Raw genomic sequence first — 23,053 nt, 5'->3', positions numbered from 1 at the left:
GGTGGTGTTGAAGGGAGGGAGATCCATCGTTCACCTCGCGGGGAGTCGATGAGTGGCTTGCATCACAAGCTACCGGTGAAACTAAAACGCGTGCTACCCGATTCACTAAAACGAGTACTAATCTCGAACCAGGTGGACGCCCGGCTCGCAGGTCGGCAAACTGTGCGCGCGAGCGAGGAGTTGATCCATGGCACCCCGACAGACCCCCACCATTCGCCAACGGCGTTTCGGCGCCGAGCTGCGCAGACTGCGTGAGGGCGTCGGCATGTCCGCCCCGGTCGCGGGCGAACGACTCGGCGCCGACCGGACGATGATCTCCAACATCGAGGCCGGCCGATTCGGCATCAGCGAGGAGCGCCTCCGCCGTCTCGCGAGCATCTACGAGTGCGACGACACCGAACTGATCGACGCCCTGGCCTCGATGACCGGCGGACGTTCGAAGGGCTGGTGGGACGAGTACCGGGGCAAGATCCCGCCGGACTTCCTGGACCTGGCGGAACTCGAACATCACGCCACCGGCCTGCGCACGCTCCAGACCGCCCACATCCCCGGCCTCTTCCAGACCGAGGAGCACGCACGGGCACTGTTCGACCTCTTCGTCCCGGCACTGCCGCGCCTGGAGGTCGAGTTGAGGATCGCCCAGCGCCTGGCACGTCACACCGTAGTCGCGGACGCCCCGGGCGTTCCCTACGTCGGCCTGGTCCACGAAACGGCGCTGCGCATGCGCACCGGAGGCCGCCGGGTCGCCAAGGCCCAACTCGGCCGGCTGCTGGAGGAGAGCGAGCGCCCCAACGTCCGGCTGCTCGTGATCCCGTTCACTGCCGAGGGCTTCCCCATGGCAGGCGACACGATGATGTACATCTCCGCCGCCAGCGCCCACCTGGACACGGTGGAGGTGGACTCCCCCATCGGCGCGGTGTTCTTCGACTCACCGACCCAACTGGCCAACTTCCGACGACGGCTGGACTTGGTCGAACGGGTCGCGTTGAATCCGAACAAGTCGAGAGACCTCATCCTCTCGATCGCCGACGACCTGTAAGAGGTACCCCGTGTCCGAGCCGAAGTGGCGCAAGTCCTCGTACTCCGAGGCATCCGCCAACGCCTGCGTCGAGATGGCTGAGGCCGGCCCCCTCATCGCGCTCCGCGACTCGAAGCACCCGGAACTGCCGTGGGCCACCGTGAGCCGCGCGGCCTGGTCGGAGTTCACCGGCGCCCTGGGAACCGGTGGCCTGCCCAAACGCTGAGGCACCCGCGCCGCCCATCGACGCGGCCCTCCTCCGAGGCCCGGAATCCGTTCAAAGCGTGAGAACGAATACGGCGGCCCCCAGAAATATCACACCGATTCCGGCCCACAGCGCAACAAGCTTGGGCTTCGACTGGATCGTCGAGACTCTCCGGGCGCTCTCCCACATCGAGAAGGAAACAAAGAAAGAGGTCGCGGAAACCGCCAAGGTTCCGACCGAAATAAGAAAGTACCAGAGCTCCACACCTCTCCCTTTCTCGGTGCCGTGATTCAGTAGAAGAAGATCGCGAGCACGGCACCCACGGCGATGAGCGCCAGTCCAGGTGCCCAGAAGAACACCACCATGCCTCGCTCTTCGGAAGAGTCGATTTCCGCGAGACTGCCGGTCTTGGCCCGCTTCGGCTTTCTGCGGTCGTAAACCACCGGAACGACCGTGCCCACCGGCCCCCTCGGCTCTGGCCCGACTTCGATGAACTGGGGCGGTGTGTCCTGGGGCGGGGCTCCCGGAATGCGGATGTGGTAGTAGACACGATGTCCACTGCTAATCCATTCCTGAAGGTCGGACACCGCCTCCCCTTCGACACCGTGACGCTCAAGATTTCTCAGTTTTATAAACTTCACGAATCCCCCTGAATTCGCGAAGCAGAGCAGCACCCCAATGCCCATCAGGACGAATCCCACACCCGCGATGTTACCCATCACATCCCCCTCTTTTAGAAATAAGTACGCGAACACTATCAATCGACATCAATCGAGGTCAACCCTCACCGATTCCCCTCGGAGGTACACGTGCCGCAAGACAAAGATACAGAAATCCTGAAGAACATTGAAGACGTCCAGCAGGACGTCACTGACATCAAGCGAAATCTGGCGTCCGAGAAGTCCGTCATCGGTGCGGACATCGCCAGCCTCAAAAAAGAGCTCAAAGAGGACATCAAAAAGGGGCCGGACACCAGCAAGACGCTCTTCGAATCGCTTTTCGAGGCGCTCGGCCTCAAGGACCTTTTCGCCGCCTTCAAGGACGGAGCCGACTGGGGCAGCAAGCTCCTGCTGGCCTTCGGAGCCCTTGCCGTGTTGGTGGTCGGCCAAATGCTCAACTTCGGAAAGCTCTTCAACGCGGGGCTGGAGAGGATCACGCGGACCAGGGCAAACACGACCACCGGCCAGGCAGCGAGACCAGGACGGGTTCTCGCCGTCGGTGAGAACGGTCTCCCGCAGGCCATGACCCGAGCCCAGATGGACGGCCTCAACGCCGTCTCCATCAACCCGCACGGCATCAGCGAGGTACAGCTCAATGGGCTCAAGACCGCACTTGACGGACTCCCGCCGAAAATCCGCGACTTCAACTCGGCGACGGCGGACATGAAGTCCGCCGGCACGATCGGGAAGCTCGCCACGGCCGTCGGGAAGCTGAAGGACAAGCTGGACCCGAACCCCGACACGGCCATCAAGGACGTGGCCACGGCCATCGAGACGCTCCATACGAAGCTCGCCCCCTTCGATCACGACAAACTCCCCAAGCCCAGGACCCTCAAGGACATCGCTTCAGCCGCCCGAGAAGTCGTCCGGGACGGTGATCGGCTTCGGGTGCTTTTCCGAGAGCTCGGCACGGCCTCCACCGACGCCGCCAACCGCATCGCCGGATGATCCCGCTCTCCCCGAAGGAGGTGTGCAATGAGTCTCGTTAGTTCCCTCAAGAAAGCCTCCGGCTCCCTGGACGACTTCAAGTCCAAGGCGTCCGGTGCCGGTACCGCGGCCAAGGGGATCGGCAGCAACAGTCAGAAGGGCGCCGATCAGCTCAAGGCCCTCAAGACCGCCGCCGACGGTTCCGGAAAGGAGCTGAAGGACCTCAGAACCGCGTCGGACCAGGCCGAGAAGTCACTCGGCAAGGCCGGCAAGACCGGTTCCAGTGCCGGGACCAATCTCGGTAAGTACGAAACCGGGGCCGGCAAGGCGGCCAAGGGCCAGGACAAGATGAACAAGTCGATGAAGGGCAACTTCTTCGGCCTGCTCATGAGCCTGCTCCAACCGCTCATCGACAAGGTCATCGACATGGTGACCAACTCGAAGACCATGCAGAAGGTCCTGAAGCAGGCCTTCGAGGTCATCAAGGCCGTGATCAGCAGCGTCATGAAGGCCATCGAGCCGATCATGAAGAACGCCGGCAAGCTGATCAAGTCGGTCTGGAGCGGCATCAAGACGGCGATCACGAACATCGTCAAGGCCGTCGCCACGGTCATCAGGACCTACGTCAACGTATGGAAGTCCATCATCACCGGCGTCCTGAAGGCGATCAGCACGGTCGTCTCCAGTGTCTGGAAGGGCATCAAGGCCGTCATCTCGCCGGTCGTCAGCTGGGTCAAGTCCGCGATCCCGGACGCCTTCCGGGCCGTGAAGGACCGGCTGTCCAGCATCTGGGGCGGCCTGAAGGGCATCGCCGGCCGGGCCTTCGACGGCATCAGGGGCGCGGTCCGCGACCCGATCAACGCCGTCATCGGTCTCATCAACCGCGCGATCGGAGCCCTCAACGGCATCCACGTCTCCATCCCCGGCTGGGTCCCCAAGGTCGGCGGCAAGACGTTCGGCGTCAGCCTGCCGAGGATCCCCGCGCTGGCCACCGGCGGTGTCGTCATGCCCCGCTCCGGCGGTGTCCCCGCGCTCCTGGCCGAGGCCGGCGAGGCAGAGGCCGTACTCCCGCTCAGCAAGCTCGACCGACTCCTCAAGGCAGCGGCCTCACGGGGCCGGGCGTACGCGGGCGTCTCCGGCACCGACGGCAGCGCACTCCACATCGAGAACTACTACGCCGCCGACACCAGCACCCCGCAGCGCACCGCCGACGCGCTGATGTTCCTGGCGAAGGCACGCGGATGAGCAGCGCGGCCCCCGCCCTGCGCAATCCCCTCGCCGGTGTCACTCCCTCCCTGCGCTCCTTCCGGACCAGGGTCGAGCAGACCCACTCCGGCGTACGGTCCTTCACCCAGCGCATCACGGGCGCCACCGCCGACCTCGACCGCGTCAGCACCCCCACCACCCAAACCGCCACAGCCGTACAGCAGATCAAGACGAACGCCGACACCGCGGCCCGTTCCGTCACCAGAACCGGCCAGACAGCCACCACCGCCGCCTCCGGCATCAAGTCCACCGGCACCAGGGTCAGATCCGCCGGAAAATCCCTCGGCAAACTCACCACCAACCTCGGCGGAGTCTTCGCCATAGTCGGCACTCTCATCGCAGCCTCCGGTGTCCTCGGCGGCCTCCTCGACACCTTCGGCACGGCGATGACCATCGGTTCCGGCGTGATGATCGTCATCAACGCCCTCACCCGAGCCAACCCGATCGGTTTCGTAGCCGGTCTGCTCCTCCCCCTGGCGGGCTGGCTGCTGGACATCGCGCTGAACTCCGAGACCGGCCAACGCCTGATGGACCAACTGGCCACGCTGATCCTGAAGTACGTCCAGAGCTACCTCACGATCCTCGGCCCGATCCTGAAACTGATCGCCGGCGCGGTGAACACCTACGTAACCGGCTACCTCACCCTGATCACCACCACCCTCTCCGTCCTGGGCACGGTCATCGGCACCGGCTTCGCCGCCCTCAAGGCGCTGACCACCGGCGACACCCGCGCCCTCAGCGGCAGGGTGTCCGCGATCTGGACCGGCTTCAAGAACGCCGTCAAACCAGTCCTGAACTGGATCACCAAGGAAATCCCGGCAGGCTTCACCCGGGTCAAGAACGCCACCGCCAACACCCTGCGCGCGATGGGCCAGTTCGTCACGACCGGCGCCCAGACCGTGGCCGGAGTCGTGAAGGGCCCCATCGAAGGCCTCGTCGCCTTCGCGAACTGGGTGATAGACGGCCTGAACAAGATCAGCTTCAGCATCCTCGGCAAGAAGTTCGGCGTACACCTCAGCAAGATCCCGATGCTCGCGGAGGGCGGTATCGCGGTCCCCGGCGCCCGCACCGGCAGGGTCCTGTCCCTCACCGCCCTGGAACGACAACGCGCCCTTGCCGCCCGCAGCAGGACGACCCGGCACGCCCAACCCACCCCGCACATCAAGGAGTTCCACGAGAGCAACGGCACCGGAGCCCACGGCACCGCCACCGACCTCCTCTTCCTGGCCTCCGCCCATGCCCGCGCCCGCGCATGACGTGATGCACCCATGACAGTGAGGTGAAGGCCCCATGGCCGATCTGACGACCACCACATCCACGACACTCACCGACGACGTTCCCCCCGGCTCACTCATCACCCGCGACGGGCAGATGCAGTGGGCCGGACTGCTGCTCGGCCCCGGTACGCCGTACGAGATCGGCAGTGACGGACTGACCGGCTGGGAGGACCTGCCGGACTACGACACGACAGACGCCGATCACCCCACCGCGCACGGCGCCTGGCCGGGCGCGCGCTACGCCAAGCCGCGCAAGGTCGGCGGCTCGGTCTGGACCGTGCCGCCGCAGGACGACACCGCCTCCTCGCTCTCCGCGATGCGCGCCCTGCGCCAGGCCCTGCTGCTCGGCGACTCCGAACGCTGGCTGGCGGTACGGCTGCACGGCGAGATCCTGGCCGTCCGAGCCCGGGTCAGCCAGCGCGTCCTCGCAGCCGACCGGACGTACACAACACAGGGCGTCTCCAAGGCATCGGTCCAGTGGTACGCCACCGACCCCCGCCGCTACACCGTCGACGAGCAGACGGCGGTCACCGGCGCCCCGCAGCCGGAGAGCGGCCTCACCTGGCCGCTGACCTGGCCGCTGTACTGGGGCCAGGCATCGTCCACCGGCGACGTGGGCGCCGACAACTCCGGTTCGGCACCCACCCACCCGATCCTGACCTTCACCGGCCCGTGCACCAACCCCACGGTCACAGACCGGACTTCGGGACGCCGCCTGCGCTACGAGATCGGACTAGCCGCCGGCGACGAACTGGTCGTAGACACCGCAGCCGGCACAGTCACCCTCAACTCCACCGCCTCACGCCGCCACACCGCGGCAGCGGACAGCAGCCCGGAAGAACTCTTCGCCTTCGAACCGGGCCGAGCCGAGCTGGCGTTCCGCCCGGACACCTACGACACGGGCGCGCAGCTCTCGGTGCGCTGGCGCTCGGCGGAGTGGTGATCGCATGACGGTCAGAGCGGCCTGGCTCACCACGAGCGAGCAGACCCGCCAGGACACCCGGCTCACCCTCTCCGGCCTGCTCACCATCAACGCGAGCGCGGCCGAGAACGTCCCGCTCAAGGCACGCGGCGGCATCGTCCCCGGCGGCTTCGCGCTCACCGGCACCACCGGGGCGATGACGTTCACGATCGGCACCGGCCGGGCCTTCGTGCAGAGCGGCCGGATCCTCCAGGGCGCCTACCCGGTCGCGGTGACCGCCCCGGAGACCCTGACCGTGCCGGACGGCGACGCCCAGTACGGCCGGATCGACCTGGTCGAACTAGCCGTACTGGACGACGAGTTCGACGGCACGGGCACAACTACCGCCCTCATACGGCTGGTTCAGGGCACCCCGGCGGCCACACCCACCACGCCCAACACCCCGAACGGCAACGCCCTCCCCCTCTACCGGATCGCGGTACCGGCCGGCGCCTCGGCGGGCAACGGCGGCCTGTCCTGGACGACGGCCGTCACCAACCTCCGCTATCCCACAGCGGCGTTGGGCGGAATCGTCCCGTCGTCCGGCTTCGACGGCGCCTACTCCGGCCAGTACCGGGACACCCCGGGCACGTTCCAGCGCTGGGACGGCTCGGCGTGGGTGTCGTATCCCAAGGCCGTCGGCGGTATCGCACCGATCGGCGCGCTGAGCACGGGCAGCTACACCGGCCAGTACCAGGAGAACGCGGCCGGGTTACTGCAACGCTGGGACGGCTCCAACTGGCAGTACGCGGAGGGCCGTTCAAAAATCCTGCTCAGCGTGGAACAGACCACGGCCCAGTCCGTACCGACCGGCACCTGGACGCAGATCACGCTCCAGACGACAGACGTCGACGACGTCACCGGCTGGTCGGGATCGAACACGTACACCGTGCCAAGGGCGGGCTGGTGGCGGGTGACCAGCACCATCACCTGGTTCAACGAGTCGACGACCGGCTCACGCGGCGCACGCATCTACCAGAACGGCGCCGGAGTCCCCCGCGCCACCTGGCTGACAGGCGCCGGCCCCGGCGCGACCAGCGTCACCGGCACCGCCCTCCTCAAATGCGCGACCGCCGACAAACTCGCGCTCTACGGCCTCCAAAATTCCGGCTCCACCCTCACCACCCTGGGCGGCTCCGGCTACGCCACCAGCCTCACAGCCGAGTGGCTCCGCTCCTGAACAACCGCTCAAGCAGGCCCAATTGACCCGCCCGATTCGAAGCGGAATGGCCCACGAGCCCGCAGCCGCCAACGAAACGGGAGCGGGTCGTGGCGGTACGGCGCAGCCCGCCGCGTACCCGGCACCAACCCCGCCCCACCGTGACAACACCCCAAGGGCCCGACCAGCGGCGGGCTCGCCGTACCGCCACGACCCCGACCCCACAACACACCTGCGGGCGAACCCACCCACACACCACGGGCAACCCACCCACCGACCATGGCAGGATCGGACCCGCCATGACTGCGCCCACGAATCCCCCACACACCCTGTCCGCGACCGCACCGGACGGAGCCCGCCTCCACACCCCGGTCATCGACTGGTTCGAGGACAACGCCCGCGACCTCCCCTGGCGCCACCCCGACGCCGGCCCCTGGGGCGTGATGGTCAGCGAGTTCATGCTCCAGCAGACCCCGGTCAGCCGCGTCCTCCCGGTCTACGAACAGTGGCTCGCCCGCTGGCCCCGCCCCGCCGACCTCGCCCAGGACGCCCCCGGCGAAGCCGTCCGCGCCTGGGGCCGCCTCGGCTACCCCCGCCGCGCGCTGCGCCTGCACGGCGCGGCCACCGCCATAACGGAACGCCACGGCGGCGACGTCCCCACCGACCACGCCCAACTCCTCGCGCTCCCCGGCATCGGCGAGTACACGGCGGCCGCGGTCGCGTCCTTCGCCTACGGCCAGCGCCACGCCGTCCTGGACACCAACGTCCGCCGGGTCTTCGCGCGCGCGGTCACCGGCACCCAGTACCCCCCGAACGCCACCACCGCCGCCGAACGCAAGCTGGCCCGCGCCCTGCTCCCCCAGGACGACGACACCGCGGCCCGCTGGGCCGCGGCCTCCATGGAACTGGGCGCACTCGTCTGCACCGCGAAGAACGAGACGTGCCACCGGTGCCCCATCTCCGCCCAGTGCGCGTGGAACCTCGCCGGCAAACCGGAACACGAGGGCGGTCCGGCGTACGAGGCCGGGAGCGGGCGGCGGTTCCTCGACTCGGTGGCGGACAACCGTCAAGTACGGCGGGTGCGGCGGAAGTTGGGGCGTTAGGGCGTAAGGGCGCCGACCGGTGACCAGCGCCGACTCGTATGCGCGTTCCGATGATGCCTCGGTCGCGACAGCCGCGGCACGGGCCGGTGCCGAGGTGGTCCGCGCCCTGTACGGCCGGCGGCTCGACCGCATCGACAAGGGTGCCGGGGACTTCGCCACCGCCGCCGATGTCGAGGCGGAGGCGGCGATCCTCGGCGTCATCCGTGCCGCACGGCCCGATGACGCGGTGCTAGGCGAGGAAGGCGGGCAGCGGGGTGCCGCCGACGCCGTGCGCCAGTGGCTGGTGGACCCCCTGTGCGGCACCCTCAACTACGCCGTCGGCAACATGCTGGTGGCCGTCAACGTCGCGCTGCGCGACGGGGCGGCGGCGGTGGCCGACCCGTTCAGCGGCGAGGTCTTCTTCACCGACGGGGAGACCGCCTGGGTACGGCACGACGGGGCCGACGACACCCTGCTGACGCCCACGCCCGCCACCCGGTTGGTGGACGTCAACCTGGATCCGCCATTCCCGAGCGCACCGGCGTTCCGGGCCGTGGATCTGCTGGCCCACCCCGAGTTCGTCGCCCGTTTCCGGCCACGCGTCGTCTCGACCACACTGGCGCTGGCCTGGGTGGCCGCGGGCAAGCGCGCCGCGTACGTCACCGATGGCGGCGACCTCTCCGGGAGCGTGCATTTCGCGGCCGGTATCGCCCTGTGCCGGGCGGCCGGATGCGTGGTCACCGGGATCGACGGCGCCCCGATCGGCGAGGCGGGTCGCGGGCTCGTGGTCGCCGCCGACGAGGAGACCCACGGGCTGCTGATGTCGATGACGCGCGGCCGAAGCTAACGGCTGGGCGGCTGGCGGTACGACCGCACGGGCACCGGGGCACCCATCAGGCGGCGGCGAGGCTGTTGAGAAGCCGGGCGAGTTCCGTCGGCGCCTCGATATGACCCAGGTGACCTTGACCGGCAAACTCGTGGACGTCGACGTGGGCCTCGGCGGGCGCGAGGTGCCGCCGCACGTCGTCGAAGGACGTTCCGTAGGGGTCCGTTCCCCGATTCAACTGGCCGATGATCAGGCCGACTTGACCCGCCCGACGCGCCAACACCTCCGGAGGCCGCATCGCGTTCAGCGCGCCCAGCTCGGCGCGCAGCGGTCCGCTCAGGCGGCGCAGGGCCTCCCACGCCGGACGATCGGCCCGGAGCTCCTCGACATGCGCCGCGCTGAAACCGGAGATCCGCCGATTGACGATCTCGACGCTGCGGTCCCAGTCGGCCGTCTCCTCCGCGACCTCCAGGTCGGGCAGCGCGTGCCGACCGAACGGTCGCATCACCGGCTCGTACGCGATCACTTGGCGCACCGGACGCTCGTCAGCGGACAGCAGCGCGATCAAGCCGCCGTAGCTCCAGCCGAACAGCGCCCGCGCGCCGCCGAGTTCGTCGAGTTCGTCGAGGACCACGCCCAGGTCCTCGACCTCCGTCCGCATCGAGTAAGAGCCGGTCAACGGACCCGACGGAGTACGCCCCCGGCGATTCACGACCGCCACCGAAGGCCACGCGTCGACGGCGACCGCGACGCGGGACCACGCGTACGCGTCACTCATCACGCCCGGGACGACGACGAGACCCGGAGCATCCGGATCGCCGTACACATCGACCGTGACCCAACTACCCCTGCCTACCGGCATTCTCTTCTGGATCGTTCGCTCCATAAAAGCATTATGGAGCGACCGCTCTACAATGCAAGCGTGACCGCACGCGCACCCACGCCCGCACCCACACCCACCCGTGGACGCCCCCGAGCCTTCGACCGCGACCGCGTGATCCTGGACGCCGCCCGCCTCTTCTGGCGGCGGGGCTACTCCGGTACCTCGACCCGGGCCCTGACCGCGGCCCTCGGACTCTCCACCTCCAGCCTCTACGCCGCTTTCGGCAGCAAGGCCGGACTGTTCGAGGAGACGGTGCGGACCTACGCCGAGCGGTACCGGGAGATCTACCAACAGGCTGTGACCGAGGACGACTTCGGGACCGTCATCGAACGCATCCTCATCGACTCGGTCCACGAGTTCACCCAGCCGGACAGCACGCATCCCGGGTGCCTCATCAGCAGCGCCGTGATGACCGACAGCACCGGCACCCTCGACACCAGCGCCTACGTCACCGAACTCCACGACTCCAACAGGCAGTTGCTCCTGAGCCGCGCCGAACGAGCGGTCCAGGAGGGCGACTTGGCCGAAGGGATCAGCGCGGCGGCGTTGACCGAACTCGTCCAGACCGTCTGGCACGGCCTGTCCGTACGGTCCAACCTCGGTGCGACGCGTGCGGACCTGATCGAGGCGGCCCAGCTCGCCCAGGAACTGATCCGCCGCCACCTCACGGATCCTGCTCGGTGACGAACTCCGCCCACACCACCTTCCCGAAGTCCCGTTCCCGCACCCCCCACTTGTCGGCGAGCGCGTCCACGAGCAGCAGCCCGCGCCCACCCTCGTCGGAGTCGTCGGGGTGTGCGTCCACGCGCGGTACACCGCCCCCACTGTCATGCACCTCGGCATGCAGCACCCGCCCGTCACACCGCAGCAACAGCCGGAACTGACGCCCCGGCGGCACCCCGTGCACCAGCGCGTTGGTTGCCAACTCGCTTACGCACAGCAGCACATCGGCACCGCGCTCGGTCCCGTCGAGTCCCCAGGCGGCCAGAAACGCGTGAGCGAAATCCCTGGCGGCGGGAACGGACCGGCGTTCGCGCCGGAAGAACTTCTCACTCAGGTTCACGGGACAAGAGTTGCGTAGCGTCACTACTGTTGACAGGGCGTGAGCCCTGGACTCCATTTTGTACGGGCGGAGTACGGGTCCACGCGGGGTCCGGAACGGGTGGATGTGGGGAGCACCACAGCATGAACTCCAAGAAGAACCGCTCGACGATGCGGCTGCTGGGCGCGCAGGTGAAAGCGGCCCGCATGGCCGCCGGTTTGACTCAACGTCAGCTTGCCGAGCGGGCGATGGTCGACGAGGAGACGATCGCGTCGGTCGAGCAGGGCAGGCGTCGGCTGATGCCGTCGCTCGCAAAGACGCTGGACAGAATCCTCGACACGAAGGGGACGTTCGAGGCGGGTGTCGACAATCTGCCGGAGATCGACCAATTCCCGTTGTTCGCCGAGGAGTACATGCTGCACGAGCGCGAAGCCATCGCCTTGTCCTGGTACGACAACGCGGTCATCCCGGGCCTGCTCCAGACCACGGAGTACGCCCGCGCGGTCCTGTCGGAACGCATTCCGGCCTACGACGAGGACGAGATCGCGGCGAAGCTGGCGGGCCGTATCGAGCGGCAGGAAATCCTGCAACGCAAGTGTCCGCCAACGATGAGCTTCGTCATCTGGGAGCCCGTCCTACACCTCGGCATCGGGACACCTGAGGCCCGCCGCGAGCAACTCCGGTTCCTGCGCGAGTGCGCTGAACTCCCGGGCCTTGCACTCCAGTTCCTGCCGATGAACGCGTCGTCGCACGCCGGACTGAACGGCCCCTTCACGCTCCTGGAAACACCCGACCACCAGCACCTGGCCTATACCGAGGGCCAACGCGGCAGCCAGTGGGTTTCCGACCTGGATGAGGTATCCATCCTCGCGCGCAAATATGCGATGCTGCGGTCACAGGCCCTGTCACCCCAGGAGTCCAGGGGCCTGCTGGACCGTCTGCTAGGAGACCAATGAGCACCGCACTTCAGTGGTTCAAGTCGAGCTACAGCGGCGACGAAGGCGGCCAGTGCCTCGAAGTCGCCTACGCCTGGCGGAAGTCGACCTACAGCAGCGAAGAGGGCGGCGCGTGCGTCGAGGTCGCCACCTGCCCCCACACCATCCACATCCGCGACTCCAAGAACCCCGAAGCCACCGGCCCCACCCTCACGGTCTCGCCCACCGCGTGGACCGCGTTCACGACGCACTCGGCAGCCTCCTAGGAGACGAATGAGCACCGGACTTCAGTGGTTCAAGTCGAGCTACAGCAACAGCGACGGCGGCGCGTGCCTCGAAGTCGCCTACACCTGGCGCAAGTCCAGCTACAGCAGCGGCGAGGGCGGCCAGTGCGTCGAGGTCGCCACCTGCCCCCACACCATCCACATCCGTGACTCCAAGAACCCGGACGGCACCGGGCCGACGCTCCAACTCGCCCCCGCCGCCTGGGCGGAGTTCACCGCCAGCCGGTAATCCGGTAGACGGTTCGTTCACTCGTCGAGCGACACAGTCACGTACGGGCCGACGACCCCGACCTTGAGGTCGTCGCCCGTGAGCCTCGAAGCGAAGTCGCCCGGCGGCGCCGTACGGGAGACGAACGCGAAGTGCTGGGCGATGGCCGGCCGGTCCCATGGTTCGCCGTCGGAGTCCACCGCGCTGTTCGCGCGCGCCGCCGCCTGGCACAACACCGAGACGAACAGGCGCAGATGACCGGCGTCCAGCAACAGGTCCGCGTCACCGATGACGACCGCGACTCCCCTGCCGCCGTGCCAGGACCCGTGCAGATCGTCCAGGCAGTCGACCATCGCGTCCCAGTTGCGGCCGAAGTAACCGGGAAACTCCAGCGTCCGGGCGAACGCGGCGAAAACCCCTTCCGGCGTGGCCAGTTCCTCGGCGGACAGATGGAAGACGAGCCCGCCCTGGTCCTCCAGCGCGACCAACTGCCCCTCCAGCAGCGGGTCGTCCTGCGGAGCGATGACGACCCACGGCTCCTCACGCCGGGTGAAGTCGTACACAGCCATGGATCGTCACCGCCTCTCATGCCGGGCTCCGATCGCCCACCTGCCGACCAGGCTGACCAGCCGACCCGGCTGACCACCTTGGCAGAGCCGCCCCGGGGCAACTCCCCGCACCCCGACTGTCAGTGCCCGCCTCTACAGTTTCCGGCATGGCGACCCTTCCCAACCCGCTGCCGAAGCTGGCGGCCGACCCGAGCGGCAGCTCGCTCGGGCTTGAACTCCCCGCCGGGAGTCTGATCGACGTGACCGCCGAAGGCCCGGCGGACGAACCGTTGTTGTGGTGCGCGGACGAACCGGCGAGGCCCGGAGACTACGACACCCTCCAGCCCGCGCGCCGGGCCGCCGGGCTGCTCCCCGTGCTGTTGGACCTGGGCGGCGACCAAGGCGGCCTGGACGAATGGCAGTTGCTGCCCGACGAGGCGTCGTACCCCGGTGACCACGACGCTGAAGAGGTCCTGGAGGAGTTCTGGGAGGAGTACGCGGCGGACGAACTCGCCCCGGACGCGGACTACCCCGGCAAGGAAGCCGTCGCCGAGGCCGTCGTCGAGACCTTCGGCGAGCAGGCGACGTACGACGAGACGATCGCCCCGTACGGCCCCGAGTGGCCGGGACTCGCGCCCGCCACGGAACACGGGCAGGAGCAGTCCGTCAACCCCGACGCCCGCGCCGCCGAGATCGCCGACTCCCTTGCGGACAGCGGCACTTGGCTGAAGGAACCGCGCCTCGCCCTGGTCCCGGCCCGCCGCAGCGCCGACATCCCGGCGGCGATCGGCTGGAGCGGTCAGATCAACTACGAGGGGGACGTGGCCCGGCTCTGTGCCGTCCTGCGCTCCTGGGAGGACCGCTTCGGCATACGCGTCGTGGCCCTCACCTCCGACCAGTTGGTGCTGTCGGTCGCGGCCCCGCCGACGACCCAGGAGGAGGCCGAGGCGATCGCCGCCGAGCACTTCGCCTTCTGCCCCGACAACATCACCCAGGGCCATCACGAGACACTGCGCGCCTACGCCCGGCACGAAGTGCTCAACCAGCGGCTGTGGTCCTTCTGGTGGGACTGACACCGACCTGGGCGATCTGAACGACCTCAGCGAAGGCGTATGACAGCAGGGCCGCTTGGCAGTCCGGGTGCGCGAACCGGACCGACTGCCAGGCGGCCCTCGTCGTGGTGCCGCGGAACGAACACAAAGTTTGCACTTCCGCACCCTCAACTCCCGCATACGTCATAGGATTTCGCCGCTCTCCACTAAAACGATCCAGTAGCGTGACGGACACGACGCCGATGAAGGTGAGCCTCGTGAGCACGGCTGCGCATCAGGGCGGTACCGGTCCCGACATCCACGTCGCGCACGGCAGAAAGGCTCCTTTCGCATGCCCAGATCCAGCAGACCTGTTCTCGCCGCCGCCTTAGGCCTTGCCCTCCTGGCCACCGGATGCTCCCTGGTCTCCGACAACACCGTCTCCTCCAAAGGACCTACCGTCCTGGGGTTCATCAACGGGGGCACCGACCCGTACCACGCCTGCCTACAGACGGCGGTCACGACGACCACGGAGAACAACCTGGCGAAAGTGGTGACCGCCAACTCGAACGGGAGCAAGTCGGCGGAACTGCGCAACGTGCGGCGCATGATCGCGGACAAGGTCGACGCCATCATCCTGATCAGCGTGGACGCCAGCGCGCTGAACGCCGACATCACCGCGGCGCGAAAAGCGCACGTACCCATCTTCCTGATCGCGTTGATGCCCGCGGACGACAGCAAGATCCTCGGCGCCGCCGTCGGCGACCTGACCGGTATCGGCAAGCTGGACGCCCAATGGGTCGGCGACGACGCCGCGGGCAAGTCCGTCAAGGCCGGTGTCATCTCCGGCGACGGGAGTACGTCGTCCGACGTGATGGTCGCCGGCTTCACCAAGAACCTGCCGTCGAACGTGCGGGTGGTGGGGGAAGAGCCCGGCATGTACAACCAGCCGAAGGCCAAGGCCGCCGCGGCGAAGCTGATCAAGGCCCACCCCGACATCCAGTACGCGTTCGTCGCCAACGAGGACATGGCCTTCGGCGTGCGTCAGGCGTTCGACGCGGCGGGCGCGCAGAGCGTGAAGATCGTGACCGTCAACGGGACCGATCCGGGGCTCGCCGCCCTCAAGAGCGGGAAGTTCTCGGCGACCGTGTCCAACTCGGTCCAGGACCTGGGCGCCCTGGCCGTGACACACACGCTCGGCCTCCTGCGCAAGGAGGACAAGAACAAGATCGCGCGCGTCAGCATCCGCCTGGTGACCAAGGGCAACGCGGACACCGCACACATCTACTGCGACACGGACGGCTGACCGTCACCACGGCAGCACACCATCCGAGCAACAAAGGAACTCACCCGTCATGTGTGATTGCACGAACGAATCCACCACCACCTCGACGTCGCGCAGGACCGTGCTCGCCGTCGCCGCGGCGGCCGCCGCCGCGACCGCGGCCGTGCCGCTGCTGGGCAGCTCGTCGGCTGCCGCGGCCACGTCGACGACGGCCTCCTCGACAGGCCTGTCCGTGACCCTGCTCGGCACCAACGGCGGCCCGCCGCCCCTGGCGACCCGGTACGGCATAGCGTCGGCGCTGACGGTCAACGGCAAGACGTACGTGGTCGACTGCGGACGCGGAGCGGTGACCCAGTACCTGCGCGCCGGTCTGTCCATGCCGGCCCTATCCGGGATCTTCCTCACCCACCTGCACGCCGACCACATCGTCGACTACTACTCGTTCCCGATGCTGTCGGCGGGCGTCGCGGGCGTGCAGGGGTTCCAGACGCCGATCGGCGTGTACGGCCCCGGCTCCGCGGGGATCGCCTCGACGGTCACCGGCGCCCCCGGGCTCCTGCCGGGCACCGTCGAGATGACGAAGCTGGCCGGCCAGGCGTACGCGGCCTCACCGACCTTCTTCATGACCGAGCACGCCGGCATCGACCCGGCTACCATGCTCGACGTCCACGACGTGCTGCCGCCGTCGGGTATCGGCGCCTCGGCGACGAACTCCGCGCCGGCCATGGCGCCGTTCACCGTCATGGAGAACGACGACATGAAGGTCACCGCCGTCCTCGTCCCGCACGGCGCGGTCTTCCCCGCCTACGCCTACCGCTTCGACACCGACAGCGGAAGCGTCGTCTTCTCCGGCGACACCGCGCCGACCGCGAACATCATCACGCTCGCGGCAGGGGCGGACGTCCTGGTCCACGAAGCCCTGTACCCGGCGGGACTCGCGAGTCTCGGCCTGCCCCAGGCGCTGATCGACCACATCCTCTCGGTCCACACGGACGTCGCCGACCTCGGCCGGATCGCCGCCGAGGCCGGAGTCCGGACGCTGCTCGCCACCCACATCAGCCCGGGCCAGTCGACCGCGGTCTCCGACACGACCTGGCGAAGCCTGCTTCGCGACAGCGCCCGCACGGCGGGCTTCGGCGGACCGATGATGCTGGGCACGGACCTGCTCAACCTGCCGGTACGCCGACGCAAGACCACCTGAGCCGAGCGGCCGTCCCCCCGACCGCCCCCTCGTCCGCGTGCGGTGCTCGTGGCAGTGGCCTCCGGGTCACTGCTGCGTCACCGACTCCAGCGCCTCCACCGCCGCGGCCGCAGCCGTCGAGTCCTGGCCGTAGAAAATGTCGATGTCGACCTCCTCGCCGCCCATCGTCAGGGTGTCCCACGCGCCGCTGAGGACGAGCATGCGCAGGGTCCGCGACTCCAGGGTCTGGAGGCGTTCCAGGATCGCCTCGTCGTCCGGCATGCCCGCCAGCCGGGGCGCGAGCCGGTCGCGGATCGCCGCCATGCGCGCCAGCAGCGTCGCCGTGTCCGCCTCGCGGTCGGGCTCCTCCGCGATGCCGTCGATGCCGTGGTCGATGATGTCCTTGATCGCCCAGGTGACGCCCTGGTCGTCGGTGGTGACCATCGCCTTCCAGGCGCGGCTCTTGTGCCGGTACTGGAGCATCGACATGGCCGCTTCGTGCCGTAGGAAGTCCGCGTCCCGGAAGGGGCGGCCGTTCCAGGCGCTGTTGAGGGAGCGGGCGAGGGAAATCGCCGACGCGAGGCCGCTGTTGAGGCCCCGGCCCGGCCAGAAGTGGATCGAGTTGGCCGCGTCGCCGAGCAGGAAGCCGTACGTACCGGGCGAGTTGACGGTCGGAGGCAGCAACTCGGCCGAGAAACGCGGGCGTTGCACCATGTCCAGCCGGAAACTGGTGACCGCGCTCAGGCCCTGGTCCGAGACGTCGAAGAGCCGTAGCCCCTCGTGCACGCGCTTCCACAAGGGCGATCCCTTGATGAGCGCGGGCAGGAACAGCGTGCCGTGGGTGGCGCACTGGAAGTCGCCGTGGTCGTCACGGTTCATCAGGCACGGCCGGGACGCGATGCACTCCTCGAAGACCCGGCGGACCGGGTCGATGCCGATGACCTCCCCCAACTCGGCGTCGGTCAGCCGCATGTTGAGGAAGCCCTCGCCGCGCAACGAGTTGAGCAGGAACCTGTTCTGAGCGACCGTCAGCAGGATCGCCATGGGGTCGGGCAGCTCCGACTTCACCCGCAGCCCGAGGACCACGTCCCGCAGATGGACCCCGTCGAGGGAGTAGATCGACTCGTCGGCCTTGCCGAACCGCGCGGCGAAGTGCTCCCGGGTGCGCGACCGCCCGCCGTCACAGATGGCCAGCACATGCTGCGAGGCGAGTTCCTCGCGCTGCTCCGCCGGGTCGAACTTGGCCGGTACGAGCCGTATGCGCCCCCGCTTCTCGTTCGCCAGCTCCAGCAGCCTGTCCTCGATGTAGGCGATCCGCATGTTGCGCGGATGGTGGTCGCCGATCGAGTCCGGGCCGGACGGCCACATCTCGGTGAAGTGCTCGGGATCGAAGAGCCGCTCCTGCACGTACTGCGGCCACGCGAGGTACTGTCGGCTCTGCACGGTCACCACCTGCTGGCGCCGTACGTTGCCCTCCGCCTCGCTCTTCCAGACGACGGTACGGCCGTCCCTGCGCCACCTGCCCTCGTAGACGGTGACCTTCACCTGGGCGCCGAGGAAGTGCTCCAGGAGCAGAGCCATGGACAGCCCGACGGGACCCCCGCCCACGACGGTGACCCGCAGCACGGTCCCCTCGTCGCTCTCCTCCGGGTGGGTCACGGAGCGGGGCAGGCTGAGCGCCATCAGGGTCCGCATGGCGTCGGCGACCTCGAAGCGGAACTCCTGGTCCCCGATGGTGATCTCGTCACCGGGCTGAAGCAGCCGGGACTCCACCTCCTCGCCGTTGACCTGCGTGCCGTTGCTGCTGCCGAGGTCGCTCAGTACGTATCCCGCGTCCTGGTCGAAGACGATCTCCGCGTGGAAGCGGGAGACGCTCGGGCTCGCGATGACGACCGTGTTCCCCGCGTTGCGTCCGAAGGTGACGCGGGTGTCGACCATCGGGATGCGCTCTCCCGCCAACAGACCCTCACGTCCGACGAGCACCGGTGCCATGGCACTTCCTCCCAGGGTTCAACTCAGCGCGTTTCCAAGGGGATTCACCGATTCAAGGACCTTCGGCCACCATAAGCGCACTATCCCGGGATGGAATCCCCCAGTACCGCCCCCGGGCCGCTCCCCACTGGACTCCTCCGGAAGGACGGGGGCGGGGTCAGGCCTTCTTCCCGGTCGCCCCGTACACATTGATGTCGTCGTCCGTCACGTCGTTGATGTCCCGGTAGGTGATCTTCTCGATGTCGTCGAGACTCTCGAAGTACGCCTGCTCCACCACCGGCGGCGCGGGCGCCGGACCGGGGTGCCACTGGTGGGCGGGGACCACACCGGGCTCGTCCAGGGTGATGGCCGGGGTCTCGGTGAAGAACCGCTCGACCTCGTCCTTGGTACGGAACACGAAGGTGAACCCCCGCTCCGTGTACGTCCGTTGGACCGCGCGCGTCGGGATCGGGTGCATCTCGTCGGTGAGGTGGCTGAGCACCAGATGACTCCCGGACGGCAGCACGTCCACCAGCTCACGCACCAACGGGTACGCCTCCTCGTCCTCGACGAAGTGCAGGATCGCCACCAGCAGCAGGGCGATCGGCTCGTTGAAGTCGAGGGTCTTGGAGGCCTGTTCGAGGATGTCGGCCGGACGGCGCAGGTCGGCGTCGATGTAGTCGGTACGCCCCTCGGGGCTGCTGGTGAGCAGCGCGCGGGCGTGTGCGAGGACCACCGGGTCGTTGTCGACGTAGACGATCCGCGACCCGGGCTCGATGCTCTGGGCGATCTGGTGCACGTTCTCCGCGGTGGGCAGCCCGGTGCCGATGTCCAGGAACTGGCGCACCCCGTGCTCCTGCGACAGCCGGGTCACGGCGCGGCGCATGAAGTCCCGGTTGTGCCGTACGTCGAGATACCCGCGCGGGTTGGCGGCGAGCGCGGCGGCCGCGGCCTCGCGGTCGACGGGGTAGTTGTCCTTGCCGCCGAGGAAGACGTCGTAGACACGGGCCGGGTGGGCCTTGCTGGTGTCGATCCTCCTTCGCAGCTCGGCGGGGTCTTGGCTGAGGGCGTCACCGGGCATGCGCGTCTCCCAGAAGAGGTCGGTCATTCAAAGGACAACCGGAGCAATGCTCATCAAGAGCAGTGGTCAACAACCTAACTCCCGCCGGGACTTGATGGTGCCCAGTCCGAGGGACGGGCGCCCGGCCCCCTTCCCGCGTCCCACGACGTGCCCGCGCGGACCGACATCCCGGCAGCTCAGCGCAGTCGGGACGGTCCCGGCGTCCCGAATCCGGCGACAGCCGTAGCGCCCACCCCGCGCGACCGCCCAAGCTGCACCCGATGACGCGCTTCGCTTCCCCGGGAGGAACCCATGCCGGCCCGCACCACCCGCACCCGCATCCGCGCCCTGGCCACCGCGACGGCCTTGCTCACTGCGGCGCTGCTGCTCTCGGGGTGCAAGGACGGTATGGGCGTACGCGACGAAGGCCCGTCGGGCGTGAGTCCCACGTCGTCGATGTCGACGGGGTCCACGCCCTGACGGGCCTTCGTGGCGGGTGCGATCAGGCGTGCGCCGGAATCCCGCCGGCTTCCTTCGGGTTCGGGCCGTACGCGTTGGCGCCGGGCGCGCTGTCCGTGCAGGTGAAGACCAGCAGGATGATGCCGCCGACGAGCGGGACGAGCCCGATGAAGATCCAGCCACCCGAGCGGCCCGTGTCGTGCAGTCGGCGGATGGTGACACCCAGGCCGGGCAGCAGGATCGCGAGGTAGAAGATGACCACGAGGAACGGGAACTTGATCGCGACGCCGATGGCGCCCAGAACGATCGCGATGATCCCCGCGAACAGGGCGAACATCCAGTACTCCTTGCGGCGCGCGCGCCCGCTGAATACCGCGTACTTCTTCAACGCCTCGATGAACCAGCTCATGGTGTCCCCCAGGGATCGACGTCCAGACCGTCCAGAACGGATCAGGCCAGGCGCAGAAGGTAAGGACAGCGATGCGGACGCGTCAAATCCACATAAGTGCCGGACACCGAAGCTTATTTGGGGTCACATCCCCCCACACCGACCGTCGATTTCGGGCCAGAACCCGTTCCCGCCCCGAACCGAGATCGCCCCGACGCCGGAACGATCTCGAAGCGTTGCCTGTTGACGGGCGTTCAGCGGGCGTCGGCCATCAACGCGGCCTCGGCTCGGCTCGGCGATCAGCGCAGCCTCGGCTCGGCGATCAGCGCAGCTTCTGCGCCGCCTCCACCGCCCAGTACGTCAGGATGTTCTGCGCCCCGGCCCGCTTGATCCCGGTGAGCGCCTCGAAGATCGCCTTGTCCCGGTCGATCCAGCCCTTCTCGGCGGCGGCCTCGATCATCGAGTACTCGCCGGAGATCTGATAGGCGGCGACGGGTACGTCCGAGACCTCGGCGACCTTGGCCAGGATGTCGAGGTAGGGCCCCGCCGGCTTGACCATCACCATGTCGGCACCCTCCTCCAGATCGAGCGCCAACTCCCGCATGGACTCCCGTGCGTTGGCCGGGTCCTGCTGATACGTCTTGCGGTCCCCCTTGAGCGAGGACCCGACGGCCTCACGGAACGGACCGAAGAACGCGGACGCGTACTTGACGGTGTAGGCGAGGATCGCCACGTCCTCCCGCCCAATCTGGTCGAGCGCGTCCCGGACGACCCCGATCTGCCCGTCCATCATCCCGCTGGGCCCGACGACATGAGCACCGGCATCGGCCTGCACCTGAGCCATCTCGGCATACCGCTCAAGGGTGGCGTCATTGTCCACACGCCCAAGCTCATCAAGCACGCCACAGTGCCCATGATCAGTGGTCTCATCAAGACAGAGATCAGACATGACGAGCAACTCGTCCCCGACTTCGGCCCGCACATCCCGCAGCGCGACCTGAAGAATCCCATCCGGGTCGGTCCCAGGAGTCCCAAGGGCATCCTTCTTGGACTCTTCCGGCACCCCAAAAAGCATGATCCCGGAAATCCCGGCGGCAACAGCCTCAGCGGCGGCCTTCTTCAGACTGTCCCGAGTGTGCTGCACGACCCCAGGCATGGCAGAGATCGGCACCGGCTCACTGACCCCCTCCCGCACAAAGGCGGGAAGGATGAAGTCGGCAGGATGCAACCGCGTCTCGGCAACCATGCGCCGCATCACGGGGGAGGTCCGCAACCGCCGGGGCCGCGAGCCGGGAAAGGATCCGTACGTCGTCATGCCATCTACGCTACGCCCGCCTCGGGTGCACCTTTGCCGACGGTGAGTCGGCAGACATTTCCGTGCACTTTCCGCGGTTTTACTTCTTTTTCCTGTCGGCGAGGACCCGCAGCGCGTGCCGCGCCGACTCGCTCCCCAGCCCGGCTGCCTGGCGGAACAGGACAAGGGCCTCGTCCATCCGGTCCAGACCGACAAGGAGACGGCCCAGGCCGTACATACCGGCGGGGTTCCCCGCGTCGGCCGCCTTACGGAACCACTCCTCGGCCTCCGCCAAGCGCTGCTGCTTCTCGTACATCACTCCCAGATTCACCGCCGCACCGCTGAATCCCGCCGCGTGGGCGCGCACGTAGAGCCCGGCGGCCCGCTTGGTGTCACCCGCTTGCCCGGCCAGATCACCCAGGAAACCGAGCGCCCCGGGATGCTCCTGCTCCGCCGCCCGGCGCAGGATCTCCTCGGCTTCCCCCGTGCGGCCCCGGCCGAGCCACAGACCGGCCAGGGACACGTCCGCATCGAGGTGCCCCAGCTTCGCCGCCTGCTCGAAGTAGCGCTCGGCGAGCGGGAGTTCACCCGTCTTCTGATACCGGAGCCCCAGGTTGTACTGGGACGGCGCGTGCCCGAGCGCGGCTGCCTTGCGGTACCACTCCACCGCCTCGTCGGCCTCCTTGCGAGTCCCGTCGTCGAGCTGCACCGCGAGACTGTGCATGGCACCGGCGTCTCCCGCGGCGGCGCCCCGGCGGAACCACAGGATCCCGTTGCGCCGGTCGCCGAGATCGACGTAGACGAGCGCGAGGTTGTACTGAGCGTTCACACTGCCCGACTCCGCCGCCCGGAGGTAGGCATCACGCGCTTCGTCCAGCCGCTGCTGCTCGGCGAGAGCGAGCCCCTGCTTGAACGACTTCCGCCCACTGAACCACCCGCGTGCGCCCATGACATCCCCCAACGAAAGAGCACACAGCGCGCGATGCGATGGTGAGGCTCAGGTCCACAAAATCAGCCCGTCCGGCGTTTGAGGACGAGGCCGTCC

General features: G+C 68.2%; 26 protein-coding genes. 17 read left to right on the top strand and 9 right to left on the bottom strand.

The window, feature by feature from the left end:
* Positions 1 to 187: 187 nt before the first annotated feature.
* Both ACNFOC_RS28770 and ACNFOC_RS28765 read left to right on the top strand, forming a co-directional pair.
* Positions 188 to 1,039, top strand: coding sequence for a helix-turn-helix domain-containing protein (locus tag ACNFOC_RS28770; protein ID WP_416961994.1), 852 nt, complete (start codon positions 188 to 190; stop codon positions 1,037 to 1,039).
* A 10-nt stretch (positions 1,040 to 1,049) separates the two neighbouring features.
* On the top strand, positions 1,050 to 1,244 hold the full coding sequence (locus tag ACNFOC_RS28765; protein ID WP_416961993.1) for a DUF397 domain-containing protein: 195 nt from the start codon (positions 1,050 to 1,052) through the stop codon (positions 1,242 to 1,244).
* A gap of 269 nt (positions 1,245 to 1,513) precedes the next feature.
* On the opposite strand, the gene ACNFOC_RS28760 is transcribed toward ACNFOC_RS28765, so the two are convergent.
* A complete protein-coding gene (locus ACNFOC_RS28760) occupies positions 1,514 to 1,942 on the bottom strand; it encodes a DUF3592 domain-containing protein (RefSeq protein ID WP_416961992.1) in 429 nt (142 codons plus the stop codon).
* A gap of 90 nt (positions 1,943 to 2,032) precedes the next feature.
* Between ACNFOC_RS28760 and ACNFOC_RS28755 the strand changes: the two genes are divergently transcribed.
* From ACNFOC_RS28755 to ACNFOC_RS28725, 7 genes are all read left to right on the top strand, one after another.
* Positions 2,033 to 2,890, top strand: a complete 858-nt coding sequence (locus ACNFOC_RS28755; RefSeq protein ID WP_416961991.1) for a hypothetical protein — start codon at positions 2,033 to 2,035, stop codon at positions 2,888 to 2,890.
* 27 nt (positions 2,891 to 2,917) lie between these two features.
* Positions 2,918 to 4,114 carry a phage tail protein gene (locus tag ACNFOC_RS28750; protein WP_416961990.1) on the top strand — a complete coding sequence of 399 codons (1,197 nt, stop codon included), beginning with the start codon at positions 2,918 to 2,920 and terminating at the stop codon, positions 4,112 to 4,114.
* Positions 4,111 to 5,391: a phage tail family protein gene (locus tag ACNFOC_RS28745; protein WP_416961989.1), complete on the top strand. Its 1,281-nt coding sequence runs from the start codon at positions 4,111 to 4,113 to the stop codon at positions 5,389 to 5,391. The genes ACNFOC_RS28750 and ACNFOC_RS28745 overlap by 4 nt, the downstream gene beginning before the upstream one ends.
* Before the next feature lie 34 nt (positions 5,392 to 5,425).
* Positions 5,426 to 6,355, top strand: a complete 930-nt coding sequence (locus ACNFOC_RS28740; protein ID WP_416961988.1) for a phage distal tail protein — start codon at positions 5,426 to 5,428, stop codon at positions 6,353 to 6,355.
* A gap of 4 nt (positions 6,356 to 6,359) precedes the next feature.
* Positions 6,360 to 7,553 carry a hypothetical protein gene (locus ACNFOC_RS28735; protein WP_416961987.1) on the top strand — a complete coding sequence of 398 codons (1,194 nt, stop codon included), beginning with the start codon at positions 6,360 to 6,362 and terminating at the stop codon, positions 7,551 to 7,553.
* Between the two features lie 278 nt (positions 7,554 to 7,831).
* Complete coding sequence (locus ACNFOC_RS28730) at positions 7,832 to 8,635, top strand: HhH-GPD family protein (RefSeq protein ID WP_416961986.1); 804 nt, start codon at positions 7,832 to 7,834, stop codon at positions 8,633 to 8,635.
* Positions 8,636 to 8,654: 19 nt separating this feature from the next.
* Positions 8,655 to 9,461 (top strand): inositol monophosphatase family protein, encoded by an 807-nt coding sequence (locus ACNFOC_RS28725; protein WP_416961985.1) that lies wholly within the window; start codon positions 8,655 to 8,657, stop codon positions 9,459 to 9,461.
* Between the two features lie 46 nt (positions 9,462 to 9,507).
* On the opposite strand, the gene ACNFOC_RS28720 is transcribed toward ACNFOC_RS28725, so the two are convergent.
* A complete protein-coding gene (locus tag ACNFOC_RS28720; protein WP_416961984.1) occupies positions 9,508 to 10,326 on the bottom strand; it encodes an alpha/beta fold hydrolase in 819 nt (272 codons plus the stop codon).
* Between the two features lie 36 nt (positions 10,327 to 10,362).
* On the opposite strand from ACNFOC_RS28720, the gene ACNFOC_RS28715 reads away from it, so the two are divergent.
* Positions 10,363 to 11,007: a TetR/AcrR family transcriptional regulator gene (locus ACNFOC_RS28715; RefSeq protein WP_416961983.1), complete on the top strand. Its 645-nt coding sequence runs from the start codon at positions 10,363 to 10,365 to the stop codon at positions 11,005 to 11,007.
* Here the strand turns inward: ACNFOC_RS28715 and ACNFOC_RS28710 are convergent.
* Positions 10,988 to 11,386, bottom strand: coding sequence for an ATP-binding protein (locus tag ACNFOC_RS28710; protein ID WP_416961982.1), 399 nt, complete (start codon positions 11,384 to 11,386; stop codon positions 10,988 to 10,990). The genes ACNFOC_RS28715 and ACNFOC_RS28710 overlap by 20 nt on opposite strands.
* 122 nt (positions 11,387 to 11,508) lie before the next feature.
* Between ACNFOC_RS28710 and ACNFOC_RS28705 the strand changes: the two genes are divergently transcribed.
* Genes ACNFOC_RS28705 through ACNFOC_RS28695 form a run of 3 tightly spaced genes read left to right on the top strand, consistent with a single transcriptional unit; the run spans position 11,509 to position 12,813 of the window.
* Positions 11,509 to 12,321, top strand: a complete 813-nt coding sequence (locus ACNFOC_RS28705) for a helix-turn-helix domain-containing protein (RefSeq protein WP_416961981.1) — start codon at positions 11,509 to 11,511, stop codon at positions 12,319 to 12,321.
* The gene (locus ACNFOC_RS28700; RefSeq protein WP_416961980.1) at positions 12,318 to 12,566 is read left to right on the top strand and encodes a DUF397 domain-containing protein; all 249 of its coding nucleotides are present in this window, start codon (positions 12,318 to 12,320) and stop codon (positions 12,564 to 12,566) included. Before ACNFOC_RS28705 ends, ACNFOC_RS28700 begins: the two co-directional genes overlap by 4 nt.
* A gap of 7 nt (positions 12,567 to 12,573) precedes the next feature.
* Positions 12,574 to 12,813 carry a DUF397 domain-containing protein gene (locus ACNFOC_RS28695; RefSeq protein ID WP_416961979.1) on the top strand — a complete coding sequence of 80 codons (240 nt, stop codon included), beginning with the start codon at positions 12,574 to 12,576 and terminating at the stop codon, positions 12,811 to 12,813.
* Positions 12,814 to 12,830: 17 nt separating this feature from the next.
* On the opposite strand, the gene ACNFOC_RS28690 is transcribed toward ACNFOC_RS28695, so the two are convergent.
* Positions 12,831 to 13,361 (bottom strand): barstar family protein, encoded by a 531-nt coding sequence (locus ACNFOC_RS28690; protein WP_416961978.1) that lies wholly within the window; start codon positions 13,359 to 13,361, stop codon positions 12,831 to 12,833.
* Between the two features lie 146 nt (positions 13,362 to 13,507).
* On the opposite strand from ACNFOC_RS28690, the gene ACNFOC_RS28685 reads away from it, so the two are divergent.
* The 3 genes from ACNFOC_RS28685 to ACNFOC_RS28675 all read left to right on the top strand — a co-directional run bounded on the left by ACNFOC_RS28685 (position 13,508) and on the right by ACNFOC_RS28675 (position 16,857).
* Positions 13,508 to 14,413: a DUF4253 domain-containing protein gene (locus ACNFOC_RS28685; protein WP_416961977.1), complete on the top strand. Its 906-nt coding sequence runs from the start codon at positions 13,508 to 13,510 to the stop codon at positions 14,411 to 14,413.
* Positions 14,414 to 14,723: 310 nt separating this feature from the next.
* Positions 14,724 to 15,677 carry a sugar ABC transporter substrate-binding protein gene (locus ACNFOC_RS28680; protein WP_416961976.1) on the top strand — a complete coding sequence of 318 codons (954 nt, stop codon included), beginning with the start codon at positions 14,724 to 14,726 and terminating at the stop codon, positions 15,675 to 15,677.
* Between the two features lie 49 nt (positions 15,678 to 15,726).
* A complete protein-coding gene (locus tag ACNFOC_RS28675; protein ID WP_416961975.1) occupies positions 15,727 to 16,857 on the top strand; it encodes an MBL fold metallo-hydrolase in 1,131 nt (376 codons plus the stop codon).
* Between the two features lie 66 nt (positions 16,858 to 16,923).
* On the opposite strand, the gene ACNFOC_RS28670 is transcribed toward ACNFOC_RS28675, so the two are convergent.
* Both ACNFOC_RS28670 and ACNFOC_RS28665 read right to left on the bottom strand, forming a co-directional pair.
* Positions 16,924 to 18,828, bottom strand: coding sequence for an FHA domain-containing protein (locus ACNFOC_RS28670; protein WP_416961974.1), 1,905 nt, complete (start codon positions 18,826 to 18,828; stop codon positions 16,924 to 16,926).
* Between the two features lie 157 nt (positions 18,829 to 18,985).
* On the bottom strand, positions 18,986 to 19,888 hold the full coding sequence (locus ACNFOC_RS28665) for an SAM-dependent methyltransferase (RefSeq protein WP_416961995.1): 903 nt from the start codon (positions 19,886 to 19,888) through the stop codon (positions 18,986 to 18,988).
* A gap of 291 nt (positions 19,889 to 20,179) precedes the next feature.
* Here ACNFOC_RS28665 and ACNFOC_RS28660 point away from each other — a divergent pair, with 291 nt between their 5' ends.
* Positions 20,180 to 20,347, top strand: coding sequence for a hypothetical protein (locus tag ACNFOC_RS28660; protein ID WP_416961973.1), 168 nt, complete (start codon positions 20,180 to 20,182; stop codon positions 20,345 to 20,347).
* 22 nt (positions 20,348 to 20,369) lie between these two features.
* On the opposite strand, the gene ACNFOC_RS28655 is transcribed toward ACNFOC_RS28660, so the two are convergent.
* From ACNFOC_RS28655 to ACNFOC_RS28645, 3 genes are all read right to left on the bottom strand, one after another.
* Positions 20,370 to 20,735 (bottom strand): DUF805 domain-containing protein, encoded by a 366-nt coding sequence (locus ACNFOC_RS28655; RefSeq protein ID WP_416961972.1) that lies wholly within the window; start codon positions 20,733 to 20,735, stop codon positions 20,370 to 20,372.
* 301 nt (positions 20,736 to 21,036) lie between these two features.
* On the bottom strand, positions 21,037 to 22,029 hold the full coding sequence (hemB, locus tag ACNFOC_RS28650; RefSeq protein ID WP_416961971.1) for a porphobilinogen synthase: 993 nt from the start codon (positions 22,027 to 22,029) through the stop codon (positions 21,037 to 21,039).
* Positions 22,030 to 22,108: 79 nt separating this feature from the next.
* Positions 22,109 to 22,957: a tetratricopeptide repeat protein gene (locus tag ACNFOC_RS28645; RefSeq protein ID WP_416961970.1), complete on the bottom strand. Its 849-nt coding sequence runs from the start codon at positions 22,955 to 22,957 to the stop codon at positions 22,109 to 22,111.
* Positions 22,958 to 23,053: the final 96 nt, after the last annotated feature.

The sequence above is a fragment of the Streptomyces colwelliae genome (assembly GCF_048158785.1).
Taxonomy (GTDB): Bacteria; Actinomycetota; Actinomycetes; order Streptomycetales; family Streptomycetaceae; genus Streptomyces.
The sequence above is the reverse complement of the archived record's forward strand: the minus strand, read 5'-3'. Positions and strand labels throughout refer to the sequence as shown.